This is a genomic window from Sphingobium sp. DEHP117, from assembly GCF_030867385.1.
Lineage (GTDB): Bacteria > Pseudomonadota > Alphaproteobacteria > Sphingomonadales > Sphingomonadaceae > Sphingobium.
Genome location: NZ_JAPFBJ010000002.1, coordinates 517,272 through 535,053, shown reverse-complemented (window position 1 = coordinate 535,053; position 17,782 = coordinate 517,272). Strand labels below are relative to the sequence as shown.

Below are 17,782 nucleotides of genomic sequence, written 5' to 3'. Positions count from 1 at the left end.
CGCCATATTTGCCGGGATGAGCGACAGGTGCGGAGTTAGCAGTCAGATGCTGGGCGTGCGAATGGCCGGCGATCGCGGCGAGGACGACGGCGGCCCCTCCGGCCCCGGCGTGAGCGTCGCCACGCGTACGCGCACCCGGACCAAGCGCCCGTCCCACTACAAGGTACTGATGCTCAACGACGACTATACGCCGATGGAGTTCGTCGTCCATGTGCTCCAGCGGTTCTTCAAGATGGACATGGAAGAAGCGACCCGCGTGATGCTGCATGTGCATCAACGCGGAGTCGGCATTTGCGGTGTGTTCAGCTATGAGGTCGCGGAGACCAAGGTGAACCAGGTGATGGACTTCGCCCGGCAAAACCAGCACCCGCTGCAATGCACGCTGGAAAAGGCCTGACCCACAGCCAGCACGTGAAGTTCGGAACTCGGTAACGATCCGCTTGGCGAACCTTCCGCCCTGCGTTATGAGCGGTGCCATGCTGTTCAAACTCCCCCGCCCGATCGGCCTTGCATGCTGCGCGCTTGCCGCCGCAACCCTCGTTTCCGCCTGCGCCACGGGCAAGAACAAGGGCGACACCCATTATGTCGCGCGCGATGTCTCCACGCTTTACAACAGCGCGAAGTATCGGCTCGATTCGGGGCAGTACAAGCTCGCGGCGCAATTGTTTGACGAGGTGGAGCGCCAGCACCCCTATTCGCCTTGGGCGCGGCGTGCGCAGCTGATGAGCGCATTCTCCTATTACATGAACCGCGACTATACCGAGGCGGTGTCTGGCGCGCAGCGCTTCCTAGCGATTCACCCGGGCAACAAGGACGCGCCCTACGCCTTCTATCTGATCGCGCTCAGCTATTATGAGCAGATCGCCGACGTCACCCGCGACCAGCGGATCACCGAGCAGGCGCGCGACGCGCTGGGTGAGCTGATCCGCCGATATCCGCAGACCGAATATGCGGCGGACGCGCGGCTGAAGCTCGACCTCGTCAACGATCACCTCGCCGGCAAGGAGATGGAGATCGGCCGCTTTTATCAGCGGCGCGGGCAGTGGCTGGCGGCGACCCTCCGTTTCCGCAATGTGATCGATACCTATCAGACGACGACGCACACGCCCGAGGCGCTGGAGCGTCTGGTCGAAAGCTATCTGGCGCTGGGCATCCCCGAGGAGGCGAAGAAGGCAGCCGCCGTGCTGGGCGCCAACTATCCCGGCACCAAATGGTATGAGCACAGCTACAAGCTCATCCGGGAACATGGCGCCGGGGCGTGAATTAGCGCGGCGATGCTGACCGCGCTTTCTATCCGCAATGTCGTGCTGATCGAGGCGCTGGACCTTGAGTTTGCGCCGGGACTCGGCGTGCTGACCGGGGAGACGGGGGCGGGCAAATCCATCCTGCTCGATTCGCTTGGGCTAGCCTTGGGCATGCGCGCGGACAGCGGGCTGGTGCGCGCAGGCGAGGCGCAGGCCAGCGTCACCGCCAGTTTCGATCCGGGCGCGGCGGGGGCACGCATCGCGGCGCTGGCGGAGGAGACCGGGCTGGAAGTGGAGCCGGGCGAGCCAATCCTGATCCGCCGCATGCTCAAGGCCGACGGAGGCAGCCGCGCCTTCCTCAACGATCAGCCCTGCTCTGCCACGCTGCTGCGCGAGGTGGGGGCAATGCTGGTCGAGATCCACGGCCAGCATGATGACCGCGGGCTGTTGAACCCTGCGGGGCACCGCGCGCTGCTGGACAGCTTTGGCCGGTGCGACAGCGCAGGCGTGGGGCAATCCCATGCCGCGTGGCGGGCGGCGGCGGATGCGCTGGGCCGCGCGCGCGAGGAGGTGGCCAATGCGGCGCGGGACCGGGACTATCTCACCCATGTCGTCGCGGAGTTGCAGAGCTTCGCGCCGGAGCCGGGCGAGGAGGCGCAACTGGCCGAGGAACGCGCGACGATGCAGAAGGGCGCGCGCCTGCTGGATGACCTCTCCGCGATCGAGGCGCTGATCGGCGGATCGGAGGGCGGACTCGCGCAATTGCGGCAGGCGGCGCGGCGGCTCGACCGGATCGGCGCGGAGCATCCGCTGCTGGCGCAGGCGCTGACGCTGCTCGACCGTGCGCTGATCGATGCGAGCGAGGCGGAGGACGCGTTGGCACAGGCCGCAGAGGCGCTGAACGCCGATCCGGCACGGCTGGAGGCGGTGGAGACGCGGCTGTTCGACCTGCGCGCGCTGGCGCGGAAGCATCAGGTTCAGGCGGATGACCTTGCCGCGCTGGCAGAGGAGCTGGCGGGCAAGCTCGCGCGGATCGAGGCGGGCGAGGAAGGGCTGGCCGCGCTGGAGGCGGAAGAGCGGGAAACGCGCGCGGCCTATGAGGCGGCGGCGAAGGCGCTGTCCGAACGGCGCGCCGAGGCAGCGGAGCGGCTGGACGCGGCGGTCGCGGGTGAACTCGCGCCGCTCAAGCTCGATGCCGCGAAATTTCGCACCAGTGTAGAGCCGCTGCCCGAGAGCCAGTGGGGGCCGGGCGGCGCCGACCGGGTCGAGTTCCTGATATCGACCAACCCCGGCGCGCCCTTCGCGCCGCTTACCAAGATCGCGTCCGGCGGCGAGCTGTCACGCTTCATCCTCGCGCTGAAAGTCGCGCTTGCCGAGCAGGGCGGTGCGCAGACGATGATCTTCGACGAGATCGACCGCGGCGTCGGCGGCGCGGTGGCGTCCGCGATTGGGGAACGCTTGGCTCGGCTTGCGGAGGGGGGACAGGTGATTGTCGTCACGCACAGCCCTCAGGTCGCCGCGCGCGGGGCGACGCACATGCTGATCGCCAAGTCATCCGAAGGCACCGTGACGCGCACCGGTGTGAAGCCGCTTGATGAAGCGGGCCGCCGCGAGGAAATCGCGCGGATGCTCTCGGGCGCGGACATTACCGCCGAGGCAAGGGCACAGGCAGATAGATTGCTGGAGCGGGTGTGATGGCACCAAACGATGCTATCGGACTATATGGAGCTATATTGGCGACAGCGGTAGCACTGGTTCAGGTGTATGAACATTTCATCAAGCGACGAATACTCAATATTGTTCAGTCGAATGAATTTACTGATCCAGCTAATCATGTTTGTCTCGTCATAACTAATTTATCGAACCATAATATAAATTTTGAATTCATTGGAATTGGAAGTGCTGTTCGGAAATGGGTTACGCCATGGCATATCTCTCTCGAGGATGCGACGAGCTGTCGACCTTTTATCCTTGGCGAAAAGCAGGAAATATTTATAGATTCTATAGAGCCGGGTAAGGTTGTTTATTTGGAGGAGAAGATCGCTGTCAGCCGTAAAAAGCGTTTCAAAATCAAGGGGCTTCATTATCCAATTTGTTTGGTTGTAGATCACTCCCTTTCACAGCGCACGTATATACGTCCCCTCAAATGACCGCCCCCTCCCCCCTCTCCGAAGGACCACCAGCTCCCCTCCTCTTTAGAGGAGGGGTTGGGGGTGGTGGAGCATGAGCGCCGACCGCGCCACAATGCTCAACCGTGCAGCGCATATGCGGCGGGAACCGACGGAGGCGGAGCGTCGCTTGTGGCGTGCGCTGTCCCGATCGCAGCTTGATGAACACAAGTTTCGACGCCAGGCAACTATCGGCAACCGCATCGCGGATTTCTTCTGTCCTGCGAAGGGCCTGATCATCGAAGTCGATGGCGAGACGCATGATGTTGAGCGGGATCGGGAGAGAGACGAGAGCCTTGCGCGGGAGACAGGTTTCGTAACGGTGCGCTTTTCCAATGCTGACGTCATGCGGAATATTGAGGGAGTGGTGGAGCAATTGCGCCTCATGTTGAGTGAACTGCCGGATCGCTGGAGCAGAAGCACCACCCCCGGCCCCTCCTCTGAAGAGGAGGGGAGTTTATGAGCACCGACCCCTCCCCCCTCTCCGAAGCCGATGCCGCCAACCGCCTGATGCGGCTGGCGAGGGAGATCGCGAAGCACAATCGCCTTTATCACGCCAACGATGCGCCGGAGATTTCGGACGCGGACTATGACGCGCTGGTGCGCGAGAACAATGCGCTGGAGGCTGCCTTCCCGCACCTCATCCGCGCGGACAGCCCCAATGCCCAGGTCGGCGCGTCGGTGGAAAGCTCGCCACTCGCCAAGGTGGCGCATGAAAAGCGGATGATGAGCCTCGATAACGCCTTTGCCGACGAGGACGTGCCGGAGTTCATCGCGCGCATTCGCCGCTATCTCGCGCTGGGCGACGACACGCCGGTGGCGATGACGGCGGAAGACAAGATCGACGGGCTGTCGCTTTCCATCCGCTATGAGGACGGCCGCCTCGTGCGCGCGGCGACGCGGGGCGATGGGCAGGTGGGCGAGGACGTGACCGCCAATGTGCGCACCATCTCCGACGTTCCGCAGCAGCTTCCCGATGACGCGCCCGCCATCTTCGAGGTGCGCGGCGAGGTCTATATGGCGAAGGCAGATTTCACGGCCTTGAACGAGCGGCAGGCAGCGGCGGGCGAGAAGATCTTCGCCAATCCGCGCAACGCGGCGGCGGGGTCGCTGAGGCAGAAGGACGCAAGCGTCACCGCCGCGCGGCCGCTGCGCTTCCTTGCGCATGGCTGGGGAGTAGCGAGCGCGCTGCCGGGCGAGACGCAGCATGAGGTGATGCAGGCGATCCGCGACTGGGGCTTTCCGCTGTCCGAACATTTCGTGCGGCTGGAGGGGGCGGACGCGCTGCTCGGCCAATATCGCGCGATCGAGCGGCTGCGCGCCGACATGCCCTATGACATTGACGGCGTGGTTTACAAGGTCGACCGGCTGGACTGGCAGGAGCGGCTGGGCTTCGTCGCCAAGGCGCCGCGCTGGGCGATCGCGCACAAATTCCCCGCTGAAAAGGCGCAGACGACGCTGGAGGTCATCGACATTCAGGTGGGCCGCACCGGCAAGCTGACCCCCGTAGGCCGCCTGACGCCGGTGACGGTGGGCGGCGTCGTCGTCTCCAACGTGACGCTGCACAACCGCGACGAGATTGCGCGGCTTGGTGTGCGGCCGGGCGACCGGGTGGTGGTGCAGCGCGCGGGCGATGTGATCCCTCAGATCGTCGAGAATCTGACGCGCGACGAGGCGCGGGGCGACTACCCCTTCCCCGATCATTGCCCGGTCTGCGGGTCCGAGGCGGTGGCGGAGGAGGGCGAGGTCGATGTGCGCTGCACCGGCGGGCTGATCTGCGGCGCGCAGCGGATCGAGCGGCTGAAACATTTCGTAAGTCGAGGCGCGCTCGATATCGAGGGGCTGGGCGAGAAGAGCATCCATGAGTTCTTCGACCTCGGCTGGCTGGAGCACGGCCCGCCGGACATATTCCGGTTGAAGGCGCACCGGGTGGAGTTGCTGGGGCGCGAGGGCTGGAAGGAGAAGTCGGTCGACAATCTGCTCAGCGCCATCGAGGCGAAGCGCCAGCCCGATGCCGCGCGGCTGCTCTTTGGCCTCGGCATCCGCCATATCGGCGCGGTGACGGCGCGGGACCTGATGAAGCGCTTCGAAACGCTGCCGCGTTTGCGCGAGGTGGCGGAGCAGGCGGCCGAGGACGAAGGCGCGCGCGCGGAGCTGACCAGCATCGAAGGTATCGGCCCCGCCGTGGCCGAGGCGCTGGGCGACTTTTTCCACGAGGCGCACAACCGCGACGTTTGGGATGATCTGCTCAGCGAGGTTGCGCCGCCGCCCTATGTCGTCGAGACGCTGCAAAGCCCCGTTTCCGGCCAGACGATCGTGTTTACCGGCAAGCTCGAAACCATGAGCCGCGATGAGGCGAAGGCGCAGGCCGAGCGGCTGGGCGCGCGCGCGGCAGGGTCGGTCAGCGCGTCAACCAACCTTGTGGTCGCCGGACCGGGCGCGGGATCGAAGCTCAAGAAAGCGGCGGAGCTGGGCATCCGCGTGATCGACGAGGCGGAGTGGGCGGAGATTGTGAAAGCGGCGGGGTAAAGGCGACTCGTCAACCTGTCATTCCCGCGCAAGCGGGAATCCAGAGCCGCCCATGCTGAGCCTCGATTACTGGATCCCCGCGTTCGCGGGGATGACGGAATTTCTTTTACCCCAGATCGAGCTTCCATTCCCAGCGCAGCGGATCGCCGTCCATCACCTCGACGCCTCGGGAGGCGAGGCTGTCGCGGATTGCGTCCGAGGTGGCGAAGTCTTTCGCGGCGCGGGCTTCGGCGCGGCGGTCCAGCTCGGCTTCGATCTCGCTTTCGGTGAGTGTCGCGGACTTGGGGCGGATGCGCAAAGATGCCCGATCAAGCTCCAGCAAGCCGAAGCCTAGCACCGCGTCCATAACCTCGATCATCTTCAATTTTTCACCCGGATCGGTCTTTTTCAGTGCAAGTACTTCATCGAAAATTGTTAGCGCTACGGCGGTGCCGAGATCATCGGAAATAGCCGCATGGAAGCGTTCGATAAGAGGCGCGAACTTGCCCCCCATGTCACCCTGACCTTGGTTCAGGGTCCATGGGTGCGGATCGAAAGGCGTAATGGATGCTGAACCAAGTTCAGCATGACGGGCTTTGATTTGCGCAACCGCCATCACCATCCGCTTCAGCCGGGTCAACGCCGCCGCGAGGTTATCCCAGCTGAACTCAAGCTCGCTGCGGTAATGCGCCTGCAGGCACAGCATGCGGTAGGCGAGCGGGTGGAAGCCCTTGTCGATCAGCAGTTGCAGCCGCAGGAACTCGCCCGACGACTTGCTCATTTTGCCCGTCCGGTCGATCAGGAAGTTGTTGTGCATCCAGACCCGCGCGCCGCTGTGCTCCGCGCAGTCGAGCGACCCGCAGCCGGTGATCGCCTGATTTTGCGCGATTTCATTGGGGTGGTGGATCTCTCGGTGATCGATGCCGCCGGTGTGGATGTCAAAAGGCAGGCCGAGCAGCTCGCGGCTCATCACGCTGCACTCAAGGTGCCAGCCCGGCGCGCCTTTGCCCCAGGGCGAATCCCACTCCATCTGGCGCTTTTCGCCCGGTGGCGTCTTGCGCCAGATCGCGAAGTCGGCAGCATTGCGCTTGCCCTCCACCGCCTCGATCCGGCCCTCCCCTTCCTCGGTTGCGGCGCGGGCGAGCCGCCCGTAGTCCGCAACGGTCGAGGTATCGAAATAGAGGCCGCTTTCCAGCTCGTAGCAGTGTTTTCCCGCGATCGACTGCGCAAAGGCGATCATCTGCGGCACATAATCGGTCGCGATCGACCAGTGCGCCGGTTGGCGGATGTTCAAGGCCTTCACGTCCGCCCAGTAGGCCTGCGTATAATGCTGCGCGATGTCCCAGATCGACTGTGCCTTGGCGGCCGCCATCTTCTCCATCTTGTCCTCGCCCGCATCGGCATCGTCGGTCAAGTGGCCGACATCGGTGATGTTGATGACGTGGCGCAGCTGATAGCCCTTGAAGCTCAGCACCCGGCCCAGCGTATCGGCAAACACATAGGCGCGCATGTTGCCGATGTGGGGGTAGTTATAGACCGTCGGCCCGCAGGTATAGACGCGCGCCTCGCCCGCATGGACCGGGCGAAACTCCTCCAGCTGGCGCGTGAGGCTGTTGAACAGGCGCAGGGGCGTGGCGGCGGGCGTTTCGGTCATGCCCGCCTAATGAGGCGGGCAGGCGCGCAGGTCAACGCCCTTCAAAAGCCGATGAAGCGCACCTGTTCATCGAGCGGCACCCGCGACCGCTCGAAGGCGTTGATCGGCGCCTGCTCATCGCGGTAGCCGATAGCGATTCCACAAAAGAAGATGTGGGTTTCATCGGATACGCCGATATGCTCCTTGATGAGCCGCGCGTGCATCCAGAGAAATTCCTGCGGGCAGCTATCCAGGCCTTCCTCGCGCAGCAGCAGCATGACCGTCTGCAGCCACATGCCGACATCGGACCATTGCGGCGGCCCCATGAAGCGCGGGAAATAGCAGAGCAAAACGGCTGGCGCACCGAACGAGACGATGTTGTTGTTCATGAAGGCGTTTCGCGCAGCCTTGTCTTCGCGCGCGATGCCGAGCGCGCCATACATGCGCTCCGACACGTCACAAAGGCGCGCGTAATGGTCCGGCGAAGCGTTGGGCGCTGAAAAGTCATACTCCGGCGGGTCTTGCGGCGGGCTGACCTTCATCTTCTCCTGCAAGGCCTTCAGCGGCGCGCCCGTGAGGATGCTCGCCTCCCAGGGCTGGAAGTTGCAACCGGAGGGCGCGAAGCGGGCCTTGTCCATCACCCGCGTCAGTACATCCAGCGGCACAGGCGTATCAAGGAACGACCGCACCGAACGCCGCGTCGCTACCGCTTCACTCACCGTCATAGACATAATATTTCCCCTCAATCCTCGTCGAACAACCCGGCCAGCTGCTCCACCATCGTGCCGCCGAGCTGCTCGGCATCCATGATCGTCACCGCGCGCTTGTAATATCGGGTCACGTCATGCCCGATGCCGATGGCGACGAGCTGAACCGGAGAGCGGGTTTCGATCCACTCGATCACCTGCCGCAGGTGCCGCTCCAGATAGACGCCGCTGTTGACGGAAAGCGTCGAGTCATCGACCGGCGCGCCGTCCGAGATCACCATCAATATGCGGCGCTCCTCCGGCCGGTTGACGAGGCGGCTGTGCGCCCAGAGCAGCGCCTCGCCGTCGATATTCTCCTTCAAGAGCCCCTCACGCATCATCAGCCCGAGCGATGTGCGCGCGCGCCGCCATGGCTCATCCGCCTTCTTATAGACGATGTGGCGCAGGTCGTTGAGGCGGCCCGGGAGCTGCGGGCGCCCGGCGGCGAGCCAGTCCTCACGGCTCAGCCCCCCCTTCCAGGCGCGCGTGGTGAAACCCAGTATCTCGGTCTTGACGCCGCAGCGTTCCAGCGTGCGCGCCATGATATCTGCGCTGATCGCCGCGATGCTGATCGGCCGACCGCGCATCGACCCTGAATTGTCGATCAATAGCGTGACGACGGTGTCGCGAAATTCGGTGTCGCGCTCGATCTTGTAGGACAGTGAGCGCGTCGGGTCGATGACAATACGGGCCAGGCGGGCGGCATCGAGCATGCCTTCCTCCTGATCGAACTCCCAGCTGCGCGATTGCTGTGCCATAAGGCGGCGCTGGAGACGGTTTGCGAGCTTGGTGACGACGCCCTGCAGGCTCGCCATCTGTTGATCGAGGAAGCCGCGCAGGCGCACCAGCTCGTCCGCGTCGCACAGATCGGTCGCAGCGATCACCTCATCATGCGCGGTGGTAAAGGCCTTGTAGTCGAAGCCGGGCGGCAGGTCCGACATCGGCCGGTTGGGGCGCACGGGCAGCATGCCTTCGTCGCCCATGCCGTCCGCGTCGTCATCGCTCATCGAGTCGACTTCGTCGCTATACTCTGCTTCGCCGTCCTCACTCTCGCTCTCGGACTGCTCTCCGCGCGCTTGCGTTGTGGCGTCGCTGTCGCCGGGCTGTTCCTCGCCCTCGTCCCCCTCCTCGCTGTCATCCTCCTCGGCGGAATCCTGCTCTTCGTCACCGCTCTCGTCGGTCGGCTCCTGCGGATCGCTCGATTCGACCAGCGCAAGATGCTCGAGCAGACTGGAGGTGAGCTGCTGGAAGGCGCGCTGGTCGTCGAGCGCGAGCGGCAGCGCGTCGAGGTCACTTCCAGCGTTCTGTTCGATCCATTCCCGCACCAGATCGACCCCCGCGCGGGCTGCATCTGGCGGAGCATCTCCGGTCAGCCGCTCGCGCATCATCAGCGCAACGGCGGTGGAAAGCGGCACCTCATCGGCATTGCGCGCGCGCGTGATCGCATCCGATTTCAGGCGCAGATCAAGCGCGTGAGAGAGATTGCCCCTCACTCCCGCCATGGCGCGGGCACCCAACGCCTCCACCCGCGCCTGCTCGGCGGCGTCATAGACGGCGCGGGCAACCGCATCCGCAGGCGCGTGCCGGTTATGCAGCGCGACATTGTGGTGGCGCAGCTTGAGCGCGCTCGCGTCCGCAAACCCCCGCGCCAGCGCCACCTGATCGCGCGGCAGGGCGCGGCCCGGCGTGGGCACCTTGATCGCCTTGCCCGCCAGATGTGGGTTATCCGCCGTGAAGCCGACCTCCACCTCCGAGTCGCGCGCAAGGGCGCGGGCGGTGCCGGAAAGAATCGCCTTGAAGGCATCGAGCGGAGTTTGGGCGGCCATGCGATTGGGCTGCGCGAGGCGAAGCGGCAAGTCAAGCCCTGGCTCATTTCGGGACAGGGACATGTATGGCTTTCGCGCTACGGCCCGAACTTGTCTCAAAATGAAACAGAATGACCTCCGACATGTCTCGAAATGGATCAAAGCACGGGCTTAGACAAACGTGGTTAACGGTATGTAATAATTGAGTATATTCTGTTAGATAAGCCTCATAACCACAGAGACAGGTATGAATATGCGCAAGCTTTTGATCACCACCGCCCTTGCAGGGGCTTTCTTCATGGCCCCTTCGGCACAGGCGCTCACCGTCATTCGCCAGTGCGCCGCAGGCGACATCAGCGCCACACCCGCGCTTACCAGCCAGAGCTGCGCGGGCTTCTATGACGGCAACCTGCTCAACCAGTCCAACGCGGGAACGGTGGCCGGCATTCTCAATGGCCTGCTGGGCACCAACACCTATAATGCGGCGACCTTCAACTTCGCCTCGTTTCAGACCCTCTCACCCTTGAACGGCGCGACGACGGTGGACTTCACCCAGTCTCCCTTCAACACGAAGCTCTATGGCATGACGCTGATCGGCGTGCACTATGGCGCGGGCCAGGGTTCTCCCGGCTACGGCATGGGTCCTGTCAACCCGCGCAACGGTAAAGCCGCCAATCTCGACACCAGCGCGTTCTACCTGTTCGACGCGGGCAAGACCGGCATCGACAAGCTGAACCTCAACTGGCAGGCCAGCTCGAACCTGACCCTGTTCTCGACCGGAACGGCAGGCGGCGTGCCCGAGCCGGCGACCTGGGCGTTGATGATCCTGGGCTTCGGCGGCATCGGCGCCGCAGTGCGCCGGGGCAAGGCAAAGGTCCGCGTCGGCTACTCGATGGCCTGAGCACTCCCTTCTCAACAGGCATGGCTGGCGGCCGCTTCTGCGTGAGGTGGCCGCCTTTTTATGTGGGGACAGTGCAAACAGCAGAAATTCTGCGCGCTGACGGCTGAGCTGTGGGGTTCAAGCCTTCCCCACAATGCTTTCAGGGAGGTCTTTCCCAAACACGCGCTGATAATATTCTGCCACCAGCGCCCGCTCCGCCTCGTCACACTTGTTCAGGAAGGAAAGACGGAAGGCGAAGCCGACATCCTTGAAAATCAGCGCGTTCTGTGCCCAGCTGATCACGGTGCGCGGAGACATCACGGTCGAGATATCGCCGTTGATGAAGCCCTGCCGCGTCAGCTCCGCGACTTTGATCATGTTCTCGACCTCTTTGCGGCCGCCCTCATGATCATATTCGCCCGACTTGGCGAGGACGACCTGCGCCTCCACCTCGGCGGGCAGATAGTTGAGCGCCACCACGAGGTTCCAGCGGTCCATCTGGCCCTGGTTGATCTGCTGCGTGCCGTGATAAAGGCCGGAGGTATCGCCGAGCCCCACCGTGTTGGCGGTAGCGAACAGACGGAACCACGGGTTCGGGCGGATCACGCGGTTCTGATCGAGCAGGGTCATTTTGCCGTCCGTTTCCAGCACGCGCTGGATCACGAACATCACGTCAGGCCGCCCGGCGTCATACTCATCAAACACCAGCGCCACCGGCCGCTGCAGCGCCCAGGGGAGCAGGCCTTCGCGGAACTCCGTCACCTGCTGGCCGTCCTTCAGCACGATCGCGTCACGCCCGACCAGGTCGATACGGCTAATATGCGCGTCCAAGTTGATACGGATGCAGGGCCAATTAAGGCGCGCCGCAACCTGCTCGATATGGGTCGACTTGCCGGTGCCGTGATAGCCCTGAACCATGACGCGGCGGTTGAACGCGAAGCCCGCGAGGATCGCGAGCGTGGTGTCGGCATCGAACACATAGGCCGGGTCAAGATCGGGCACGCGCTCGTCCGCTTCCGAGAATGCGGGCACCATCATGTCGACATCGACGCCGAACAGCTCGCGCGCGCTCACCTGCTTGTCGGGCGCTTCCATCAGCGTTTCGCTGCGCATGTCGGGGTTGGCGTTGGGTATGTCGGTCATGAATCGGGCCTTGACTGGTTCACAATATCCGTTCGTGTCGAGCGGGGGCTCGAGCCTGTCGAGAACCGAAGTCGAGACAGCTTCTCGACAACCGCATCTCGACTGCGCTCGATGCTACTCGAAGCGAACGGCGAGTTGATGTTATGGACTCACGCAAAAGCGGGAGCCTTTCGCAGGTGCGTATAGGCGGCGATCACATCCTGCAACGCCTTTTCGTGGGATCGGTCTCCGCCATTGTGATCAGGGTGATAGCGGCGGACCAGCGCGGCGTAGCGGGTGCGCAGCGCCTTGCGGTCCGCGTCCGTACCCAGCTCCATCACGCGCAGCGCCTTGCGATCATCAGGCGAGAGCGGCTTGCCATCCTGCCGGGAGGCCATCTCGGCGCGCATCGCGTCCATCTTTTGCCGGTAACCCGCACCGATGGCGTCCAGCGGATCGGTGAAGTCCGCCCATTTCGGCCCCGGCGCATGGGCATTGGACGAGAAGGCGCGCGTCTCGCGCTCCCACCCGGCATAAGGGCGCTGGGCCGCCGCGATTTCCTCGGCGCTCATGCCGGAGAAAAAATTGTACCCGGCATTGAATTCCCGCACATGATCGAGGCAGAGCCAGCGCCATTGCGGCGGGCGGTCTGCGGGCGCATCAAGATCGCGCACAGCAGGCGCGCGGAACTCGCCGGCATAGGGGCACCCTTCCACGGCGCAATGGGGAGCAGCGCCCTCCACCCGGCCATGGAAGCGCGGGCTGCGGCGGGGCGGATCGGTTTCGGCAGGCAAGTTGAGGCTATCCCGGCAGATGCAAAACGCCTATATAGGGTGGATGGATAGCCAAGCGAAAGGCCCGGTCGCCACCGAAATCGAGTCCCGCCTGCGTCTGGCGCTCAATCCGTCGCATCTCCTCATCATCAACGACAGCGAGAAGCATCGCGGCCATGCCGGGCATGACGCATCGGGCGAGAGCCATTTCACGGTGGAGCTGGTGTCGACCGCGTTCATCGGCGCGAACCGGGTAGCGCGGCAGCGGATGGTGAACGAGGCGTTGCAAGAGCTGCTGGTGGACAAGATCCATGCCCTGTCTATCCGCGCGCTGGCGCCGGGGGAATGACTTCTCCGCCATCAGGCGCGGTCCTTGAGACACTGATTCCGTCGAGCCACGACCTGGGCGATTTCACCGTGCGCCGGTCCCTGCCCGCCAGAACGCGCACGATGGTCGGCCCGTTCGTGTTTTATGACGAAGCCGGTCCGGCAACGCTGGCACCATCCAAGGGCATTGATGTTCGGCCGCATCCACATATCGGCCTCGCCACCGTCACCTATATGCTGAAGGGCGCGTTCCTGCACCGCGATTCGCTGGGCAGCACGCAGCTGATCGAGCCCGGCGCCGTCAACCTGATGACCGCAGGGCGCGGCATCGTGCATTCCGAGCGATCCCCCGATGACGCGCGCGCCGCGGGCGGAGACTTGTGGGCGGTCCAGACCTGGCTTGCCCTGCCCGACGGCCAGGAGGAACGCGACCCCGCCTTCGAGCATGTTCCGCAGGCGCGGCTGCCGGTGATTGCCGGTGATGGGGCACGGGCGCGCATCATCATGGGGACGCTCTGGGGCGAGACCGCGCCCGTCAACACCTATGCGGGTACCATCTATGCGGACATCGCGCTGGAGCCGGGCGGCGCGATCCCGATCGATGCACTGGCAGACGAGCGGGCGCTGTATGTGTTGAGCGGGGAGGCAAGCGTAAACGGAGAAGCACTGGCCCCCGGCGCTTTGCACGTGCTGCGGCCTGGCGTCGCGGTGACGCTGCGTTCTCAATCCGGCGCGCGGGTGATGCTGTGCGGAGGCGAAGCCTTTGCCACGCCCCGCCATGTGTGGTGGAATTTCGTCTCGTCCTCGGGCGAGCGCATCGGCCAGGCGCGCGAAGACTGGGAGGCCATGCGCTTTCCACTCATCCCCGGCGACGACAAGGAACATATCCCCCTGCCGCAGGGCCGCCCCAAGACCGTCAGCTATCCCTGAAAATGGCTTTCGTTGCGCTTCGGGCGAGGAAAACGCCTGCTATCCGCCACCGACTCTAATTCTACTTTGAAGTGAGGCTATTCCGGGCGTAGTAGGCGCACTATATCAAACCCCAGGGATATTTTGGGACAGGCGACTCTATGGCAAGTGCTGCGGAAATCTTGACACCGAAAGATGCGGAGGGCGCGCTCTCGCCGGAATCCGTCGTTGTCCGCTTTGCGGGGGACTCGGGCGACGGCATGCAGCTGACCGGCGGGCAGTTCACGCTCTCCACCGCGCTGGCGGGTAACGACCTCGCCACTTTCCCGGATTTCCCGGCGGAGATCCGCGCACCGCAGGGCACCTTGTTCGGCGTGTCGGCTTTCCAGATCAATTTCGGCTCGTCCGACATCACCACGGCGGGCGATGCGCCCGACGTGCTGGTGGCCATGAACCCGGCGGCGTTGAAGACCAACGTCAAGGATCTGAAGCCCGGCGGCCTTATCATTGCCGACAGCGGCGAGTTCACCAAGCGCAACCTCGAAAAGGCCAAGTATGAGGCCAGCCCGCTGGAGGATGGCTCGCTCGGGGCCTGGCGGGTGCTGGCGTTCGATATTTCCCAGCTGACGATGGACAGCGTGAAGCCCTTCGGCCTTGGCAACAAGGAGGCGCTGCGCTGCAAGAACATGTGGACGCTGGGCCTCGCGCTCTGGATGTTTGACCGCAGCCGCGAGCCGATCATCGAGTGGCTGAAGGCCAAGTTCGCCAAGGCGCCTGAGCTGGCGGAGGCGAACATCGCCGCGCTGAATGCGGGCCATGCCTATGGCGAGACGGCGGAGATCGGCGCGGAGGGCATAACCCTGCCGCAATACAGCCTCGCCGCCGCGCCGCAGCCGCAGGGCCTCTATCGCACCATCACCGGCGCTGACTCCATCGCCTATGGGCTTGTCGCGGGCGCGCAGCTTGCTCAGCTGCCGATGTTCTATGGCGGCTACCCGATCACGCCCGCCTCGGCGGTGCTGCATTCGCTCTCGAAGCTGAAGGAATTCGGCGTCACAACCTTTCAGGCGGAAGACGAGATCGCCGCGATCGCGTCGGCCATCGGCGCGAGCTATGCCGGGCAGCTGGGCGTGACCTGCTCCTCCGGCCCGGGCATCGCCTTGAAGGGCGAGGCACTGGGCCTCGCGATCATGACGGAGCTGCCGCTCGTTATCGTCAACGTCCAGCGCGGCGGGCCATCGACAGGCCTGCCAACCAAGACCGAGCAGTCCGACCTTTATCAGGCGGTCTATGGCCGCAACGGCGACGCGCCGCTGCCCGTGATCGCCGCGCGCTCGCCCGCCGATGCGTTCGAGTGCGCGATAGAGGCATGCCGCATCGCCACGCAATATATGACGCCGGTGATCCTGCTGTCCGACGGCTACATCGCCAATGCGGCGGAACCGTGGAAGGTGCCGGATGTCAGCAGCCTTGCGCCCTTCCCGGTCGAGTTTCTGGCCCAGGCGCAGGAAGGCGGCCTCATGCCCTATGCGCGGGACGAGAAGCTGAAACGGCCTTGGATCAAGCCGGGTACGCCCGGCCTGATGCATCGCATCGGCGGCATCGAGAAGGCGCAGAACACCGGCCATATCGACTATGCGCCCGCCAACCATCAGGCGATGACGGATATCCGCCGCAACAAGGTGCTGGGCGTCGCAAACTCGATCCCCGATCAGGCGGTCGAGCAGGGTGCGGCTGGCGGCAAACTCGCCGTCGTCGGCTGGGGCAGCACATTCGGGCCGATCCATCAGGCGGTGAAGCGCGCGCGCGCCAAGGGCAAGGACGTCTCCCACATCCACATCCGCCACATCTGGCCGATGCCGAACAACCTTGGCGACCTACTCAAGAGCTATGAGCGGATACTGGTGCCGGAAATGAACACCGGACAGCTGAAGACCGTTCTGCGCGATCAGTATCTGGTAGATGCCAAGCCGCTCAACAAGACGAGCGGTCAGCCCTTCCGCATTGCCGAGATCGAGGCGGCGATTGAGGAGATGGTGAGGTAAATGACCCTCTCCCGCTTGCGGGAGAGGGAGGGGCCCACCGCGCTGCGGTGGGAGGGTGAGGGCAAATGGCGACATACCCTCACCACTGCGACTAGGCAGCACGCTGCCAAGTCTCGTTGCCTCTCCCGCCAGCGGGAGAGGATGAGAGGAAGAAGACGATGAACGACATGACCCCCGTGCAGAAGATGACGCCCAAGGATTGGGAGACCGATCAGGAGGTGCGCTGGTGCCCCGGCTGCGGCGACTATGCGATCCTGAAAGCGGTGCAGCGCACGCTGCCCGAGATCGGCGCGCGGCCGGAGAATACCGTGTTCGTTTCGGGCATCGGCTGCTCCTCGCGCTTCCCCTATTATGTCGAGAGCTATGGCTTTCACACCATCCACGGCCGTGCGCCGGCGGTGGCGACCGGCGTGAAGCTCGCCAACCCGGAGCTGGACGTGTGGATCATCACCGGCGATGGCGATGCGCTGTCCATCGGCGGAAACCACACGATGCATGTGCTGCGCCGTAACCTGAATTGCCAGATCCTGCTGTTCAACAACGAGATCTATGGCCTCACCAAGGGGCAATATTCACCCACCAGCCGCGAGGGCACGCGCTCTCCCTCGACGCCCTATGGCTCGGTCGACCACCCAGCCAAGCCTGCCGCCTTCGCGTTGGGCGCGGGTGCGCGCTTCGTGGCGCGCGGGTTCGATGTATCGAAGAACCTGCCCGATGTGCTGAAGGCCGCCTATGCCCATAAAGGTGCCGCGTTCGTCGAGATTTTCCAGAACTGCATCGTCTATAACAAGGACGTGTTCGAGGATTTCGCCGCCCCCAAGGGCGCGGAGGACCGGCAGCTCTGGCTGAAGGACGGCGAGCCGATGCTGTTCGGATCGGAGAAGACCGGCGGCGTCAAGGGCATCGCGCTCGACCGCGAAAACCTGCGTCTCAAGGTGATCGATGTCGTTGATGGCGATTGGCAGGCTGCGGGCGTGATCGTGCATGACGTCAAGAATCGCTCGGTCGCGCACATGCTGGTGGAAATGCCGTTCGGTGCGTTCCCGATGGCGCTGGGCGTGCTCTATGACGACCCCGCGCCGAGCTTTGAGGAAGGCGTGATCGCGCAGAACCGCAAGGCATCGGAAGGCAAGCAGCCCGATCTGCAAAGGCTGCTCTCGCTCGGCCAGACCTGGGTCGTCGGCCCGGAAACCGAGGCAGCGGACGCGGGCAGCGCCAACGTCGGCCACGAGCTGTAAGGTGTCGGCAGGCGGGGGCCATCGCGTCACCGCCGAGCCGCCTTACTACGCCGTGATCTTCACCTCCGTCCGCTCAAAGACGGACGATGCCGGTTATGCCGATGCCGCCGCGCGCATGATCGCGCTGGCGGAAGGCATGGACGGCTTTCTCGGCGTCGAAAGCGCACGCGAAGCAGTCGGCATCACCGTCTCCTACTGGCGCGACCTTGCATCGATCAAGGCGTGGAAGGCGCAGGCCGATCACAGCGCCGCGCAGGCGGAGGGGCGGCAGAGCTGGTATGACGCCTATCGCGTACGCATCGCCAAGGTCGAGCGCGACTATGACTTCGTGCGCGAGGGTGCGCAGCCTCTTTAACATGCGTCCTTGCGCTTTCCCGCCCCAGC

General features: G+C 64.3%; 17 protein-coding genes. 12 read left to right on the top strand and 5 right to left on the bottom strand.

What is annotated here, in order from left to right; genetic code table 11:
- Positions 1–61: 61 nt before the first annotated feature.
- From clpS to ligA, 6 genes are all read left to right on the top strand, one after another.
- Positions 62–397 (top strand): ATP-dependent Clp protease adapter ClpS, encoded by a 336-nt coding sequence (gene clpS, locus OOT33_RS09715; RefSeq protein WP_307749832.1) that lies wholly within the window; start codon positions 62–64, stop codon positions 395–397.
- Positions 398–476: 79 nt separating this feature from the next.
- A complete protein-coding gene (locus tag OOT33_RS09710) occupies positions 477–1,262 on the top strand; it encodes an outer membrane protein assembly factor BamD (protein ID WP_307749831.1) in 786 nt (261 codons plus the stop codon).
- A gap of 12 nt (positions 1,263–1,274) precedes the next feature.
- Positions 1,275–2,939, top strand: a complete 1,665-nt coding sequence (recN, locus tag OOT33_RS09705) for a DNA repair protein RecN (protein WP_307749830.1) — start codon at positions 1,275–1,277, stop codon at positions 2,937–2,939.
- Positions 2,939–3,394: a hypothetical protein gene (locus OOT33_RS09700; protein WP_307749829.1), complete on the top strand. Its 456-nt coding sequence runs from the start codon at positions 2,939–2,941 to the stop codon at positions 3,392–3,394. The genes recN and OOT33_RS09700 overlap by 1 nt, the downstream gene beginning before the upstream one ends.
- Positions 3,395–3,467: 73 nt before the next feature.
- The gene (locus OOT33_RS09695; RefSeq protein WP_307749828.1) at positions 3,468–3,875 is read left to right on the top strand and encodes a DUF559 domain-containing protein; all 408 of its coding nucleotides are present in this window, start codon (positions 3,468–3,470) and stop codon (positions 3,873–3,875) included.
- Positions 3,872–5,941, top strand: coding sequence for an NAD-dependent DNA ligase LigA (ligA, locus tag OOT33_RS09690; protein ID WP_307749827.1), 2,070 nt, complete (start codon positions 3,872–3,874; stop codon positions 5,939–5,941). Before OOT33_RS09695 ends, ligA begins: the two co-directional genes overlap by 4 nt.
- Positions 5,942–6,047: 106 nt before the next feature.
- Here the strand turns inward: ligA and cysS are convergent, their stop codons facing one another.
- Genes cysS through cobT form a run of 3 tightly spaced genes read right to left on the bottom strand, consistent with a single transcriptional unit; the run spans position 6,048 to position 10,125 of the window.
- Positions 6,048–7,574 carry a cysteine--tRNA ligase gene (cysS, locus tag OOT33_RS09685; protein WP_307749826.1) on the bottom strand — a complete coding sequence of 509 codons (1,527 nt, stop codon included), beginning with the start codon at positions 7,572–7,574 and terminating at the stop codon, positions 6,048–6,050.
- 41 nt (positions 7,575–7,615) lie between these two features.
- On the bottom strand, positions 7,616–8,278 hold the full coding sequence (locus tag OOT33_RS09680; RefSeq protein WP_307749825.1) for a nitroreductase family protein: 663 nt from the start codon (positions 8,276–8,278) through the stop codon (positions 7,616–7,618).
- Positions 8,279–8,295: 17 nt separating this feature from the next.
- A complete protein-coding gene (gene cobT, locus OOT33_RS09675) occupies positions 8,296–10,125 on the bottom strand; it encodes a cobaltochelatase subunit CobT (protein ID WP_307750352.1) in 1,830 nt (609 codons plus the stop codon).
- Between the two features lie 232 nt (positions 10,126–10,357).
- Between cobT and OOT33_RS09670 the strand changes: the two genes are divergently transcribed.
- Positions 10,358–11,005, top strand: coding sequence for a PEPxxWA-CTERM sorting domain-containing protein (locus tag OOT33_RS09670; RefSeq protein ID WP_307749824.1), 648 nt, complete (start codon positions 10,358–10,360; stop codon positions 11,003–11,005).
- A 117-nt stretch (positions 11,006–11,122) separates the two neighbouring features.
- Here the strand turns inward: OOT33_RS09670 and cobS are convergent, their stop codons facing one another.
- Complete coding sequence (cobS, locus tag OOT33_RS09665) at positions 11,123–12,127, bottom strand: cobaltochelatase subunit CobS (protein WP_307749823.1); 1,005 nt, start codon at positions 12,125–12,127, stop codon at positions 11,123–11,125.
- A 149-nt stretch (positions 12,128–12,276) separates the two neighbouring features.
- The gene (locus tag OOT33_RS09660) at positions 12,277–12,900 is read right to left on the bottom strand and encodes a DnaJ domain-containing protein (protein ID WP_307749822.1); all 624 of its coding nucleotides are present in this window, start codon (positions 12,898–12,900) and stop codon (positions 12,277–12,279) included.
- A 43-nt stretch (positions 12,901–12,943) separates the two neighbouring features.
- Between OOT33_RS09660 and OOT33_RS09655 the strand changes: the two genes are divergently transcribed.
- The 5 genes from OOT33_RS09655 to OOT33_RS09635 all read left to right on the top strand — a co-directional run bounded on the left by OOT33_RS09655 (position 12,944) and on the right by OOT33_RS09635 (position 17,753).
- On the top strand, positions 12,944–13,228 hold the full coding sequence (locus OOT33_RS09655) for a BolA/IbaG family iron-sulfur metabolism protein (RefSeq protein ID WP_307749821.1): 285 nt from the start codon (positions 12,944–12,946) through the stop codon (positions 13,226–13,228).
- Complete coding sequence (locus OOT33_RS09650) at positions 13,225–14,136, top strand: pirin family protein (RefSeq protein WP_307749820.1); 912 nt, start codon at positions 13,225–13,227, stop codon at positions 14,134–14,136. Before OOT33_RS09655 ends, OOT33_RS09650 begins: the two co-directional genes overlap by 4 nt.
- Before the next feature lie 140 nt (positions 14,137–14,276).
- Positions 14,277–16,160: a 2-oxoacid:acceptor oxidoreductase subunit alpha gene (locus tag OOT33_RS09645; protein WP_307749819.1), complete on the top strand. Its 1,884-nt coding sequence runs from the start codon at positions 14,277–14,279 to the stop codon at positions 16,158–16,160.
- A 158-nt stretch (positions 16,161–16,318) separates the two neighbouring features.
- Positions 16,319–17,398, top strand: coding sequence for a thiamine pyrophosphate-dependent enzyme (locus tag OOT33_RS09640; protein WP_307749818.1), 1,080 nt, complete (start codon positions 16,319–16,321; stop codon positions 17,396–17,398).
- Between the two features lies 1 nt (position 17,399).
- Entirely contained in the window at positions 17,400–17,753 is a 354-nt protein-coding gene (locus tag OOT33_RS09635) for an antibiotic biosynthesis monooxygenase (protein WP_307749817.1), read from the top strand.
- Positions 17,754–17,782: the final 29 nt, after the last annotated feature.

Coding starts and splice junctions, on each gene's coding strand:
- clpS (WP_307749832.1), top strand. CDS start 62: ATGGCCGGCGATCGCGGCGAGGACGACGGCGGCCCCTCCGGCCCCGGC.
- OOT33_RS09710 (WP_307749831.1), top strand. CDS start 477: ATGCTGTTCAAACTCCCCCGCCCGATCGGCCTTGCATGCTGCGCGCTT.
- recN (WP_307749830.1), top strand. CDS start 1,275: ATGCTGACCGCGCTTTCTATCCGCAATGTCGTGCTGATCGAGGCGCTG.
- OOT33_RS09700 (WP_307749829.1), top strand. CDS start 2,939: ATGGCACCAAACGATGCTATCGGACTATATGGAGCTATATTGGCGACA.
- OOT33_RS09695 (WP_307749828.1), top strand. CDS start 3,468: ATGAGCGCCGACCGCGCCACAATGCTCAACCGTGCAGCGCATATGCGG.
- ligA (WP_307749827.1), top strand. CDS start 3,872: ATGAGCACCGACCCCTCCCCCCTCTCCGAAGCCGATGCCGCCAACCGC.
- cysS (WP_307749826.1), bottom strand. CDS start 7,574: ATGACCGAAACGCCCGCCGCCACGCCCCTGCGCCTGTTCAACAGCCTC.
- OOT33_RS09680 (WP_307749825.1), bottom strand. CDS start 8,278: ATGACGGTGAGTGAAGCGGTAGCGACGCGGCGTTCGGTGCGGTCGTTC.
- cobT (WP_307750352.1), bottom strand. CDS start 10,125: ATGGCCGCCCAAACTCCGCTCGATGCCTTCAAGGCGATTCTTTCCGGC.
- OOT33_RS09670 (WP_307749824.1), top strand. CDS start 10,358: ATGCGCAAGCTTTTGATCACCACCGCCCTTGCAGGGGCTTTCTTCATG.
- cobS (WP_307749823.1), bottom strand. CDS start 12,127: ATGACCGACATACCCAACGCCAACCCCGACATGCGCAGCGAAACGCTG.
- OOT33_RS09655 (WP_307749821.1), top strand. CDS start 12,944: ATGGATAGCCAAGCGAAAGGCCCGGTCGCCACCGAAATCGAGTCCCGC.
- OOT33_RS09650 (WP_307749820.1), top strand. CDS start 13,225: ATGACTTCTCCGCCATCAGGCGCGGTCCTTGAGACACTGATTCCGTCG.
- OOT33_RS09645 (WP_307749819.1), top strand. CDS start 14,277: ATGGCAAGTGCTGCGGAAATCTTGACACCGAAAGATGCGGAGGGCGCG.
- OOT33_RS09640 (WP_307749818.1), top strand. CDS start 16,319: ATGAACGACATGACCCCCGTGCAGAAGATGACGCCCAAGGATTGGGAG.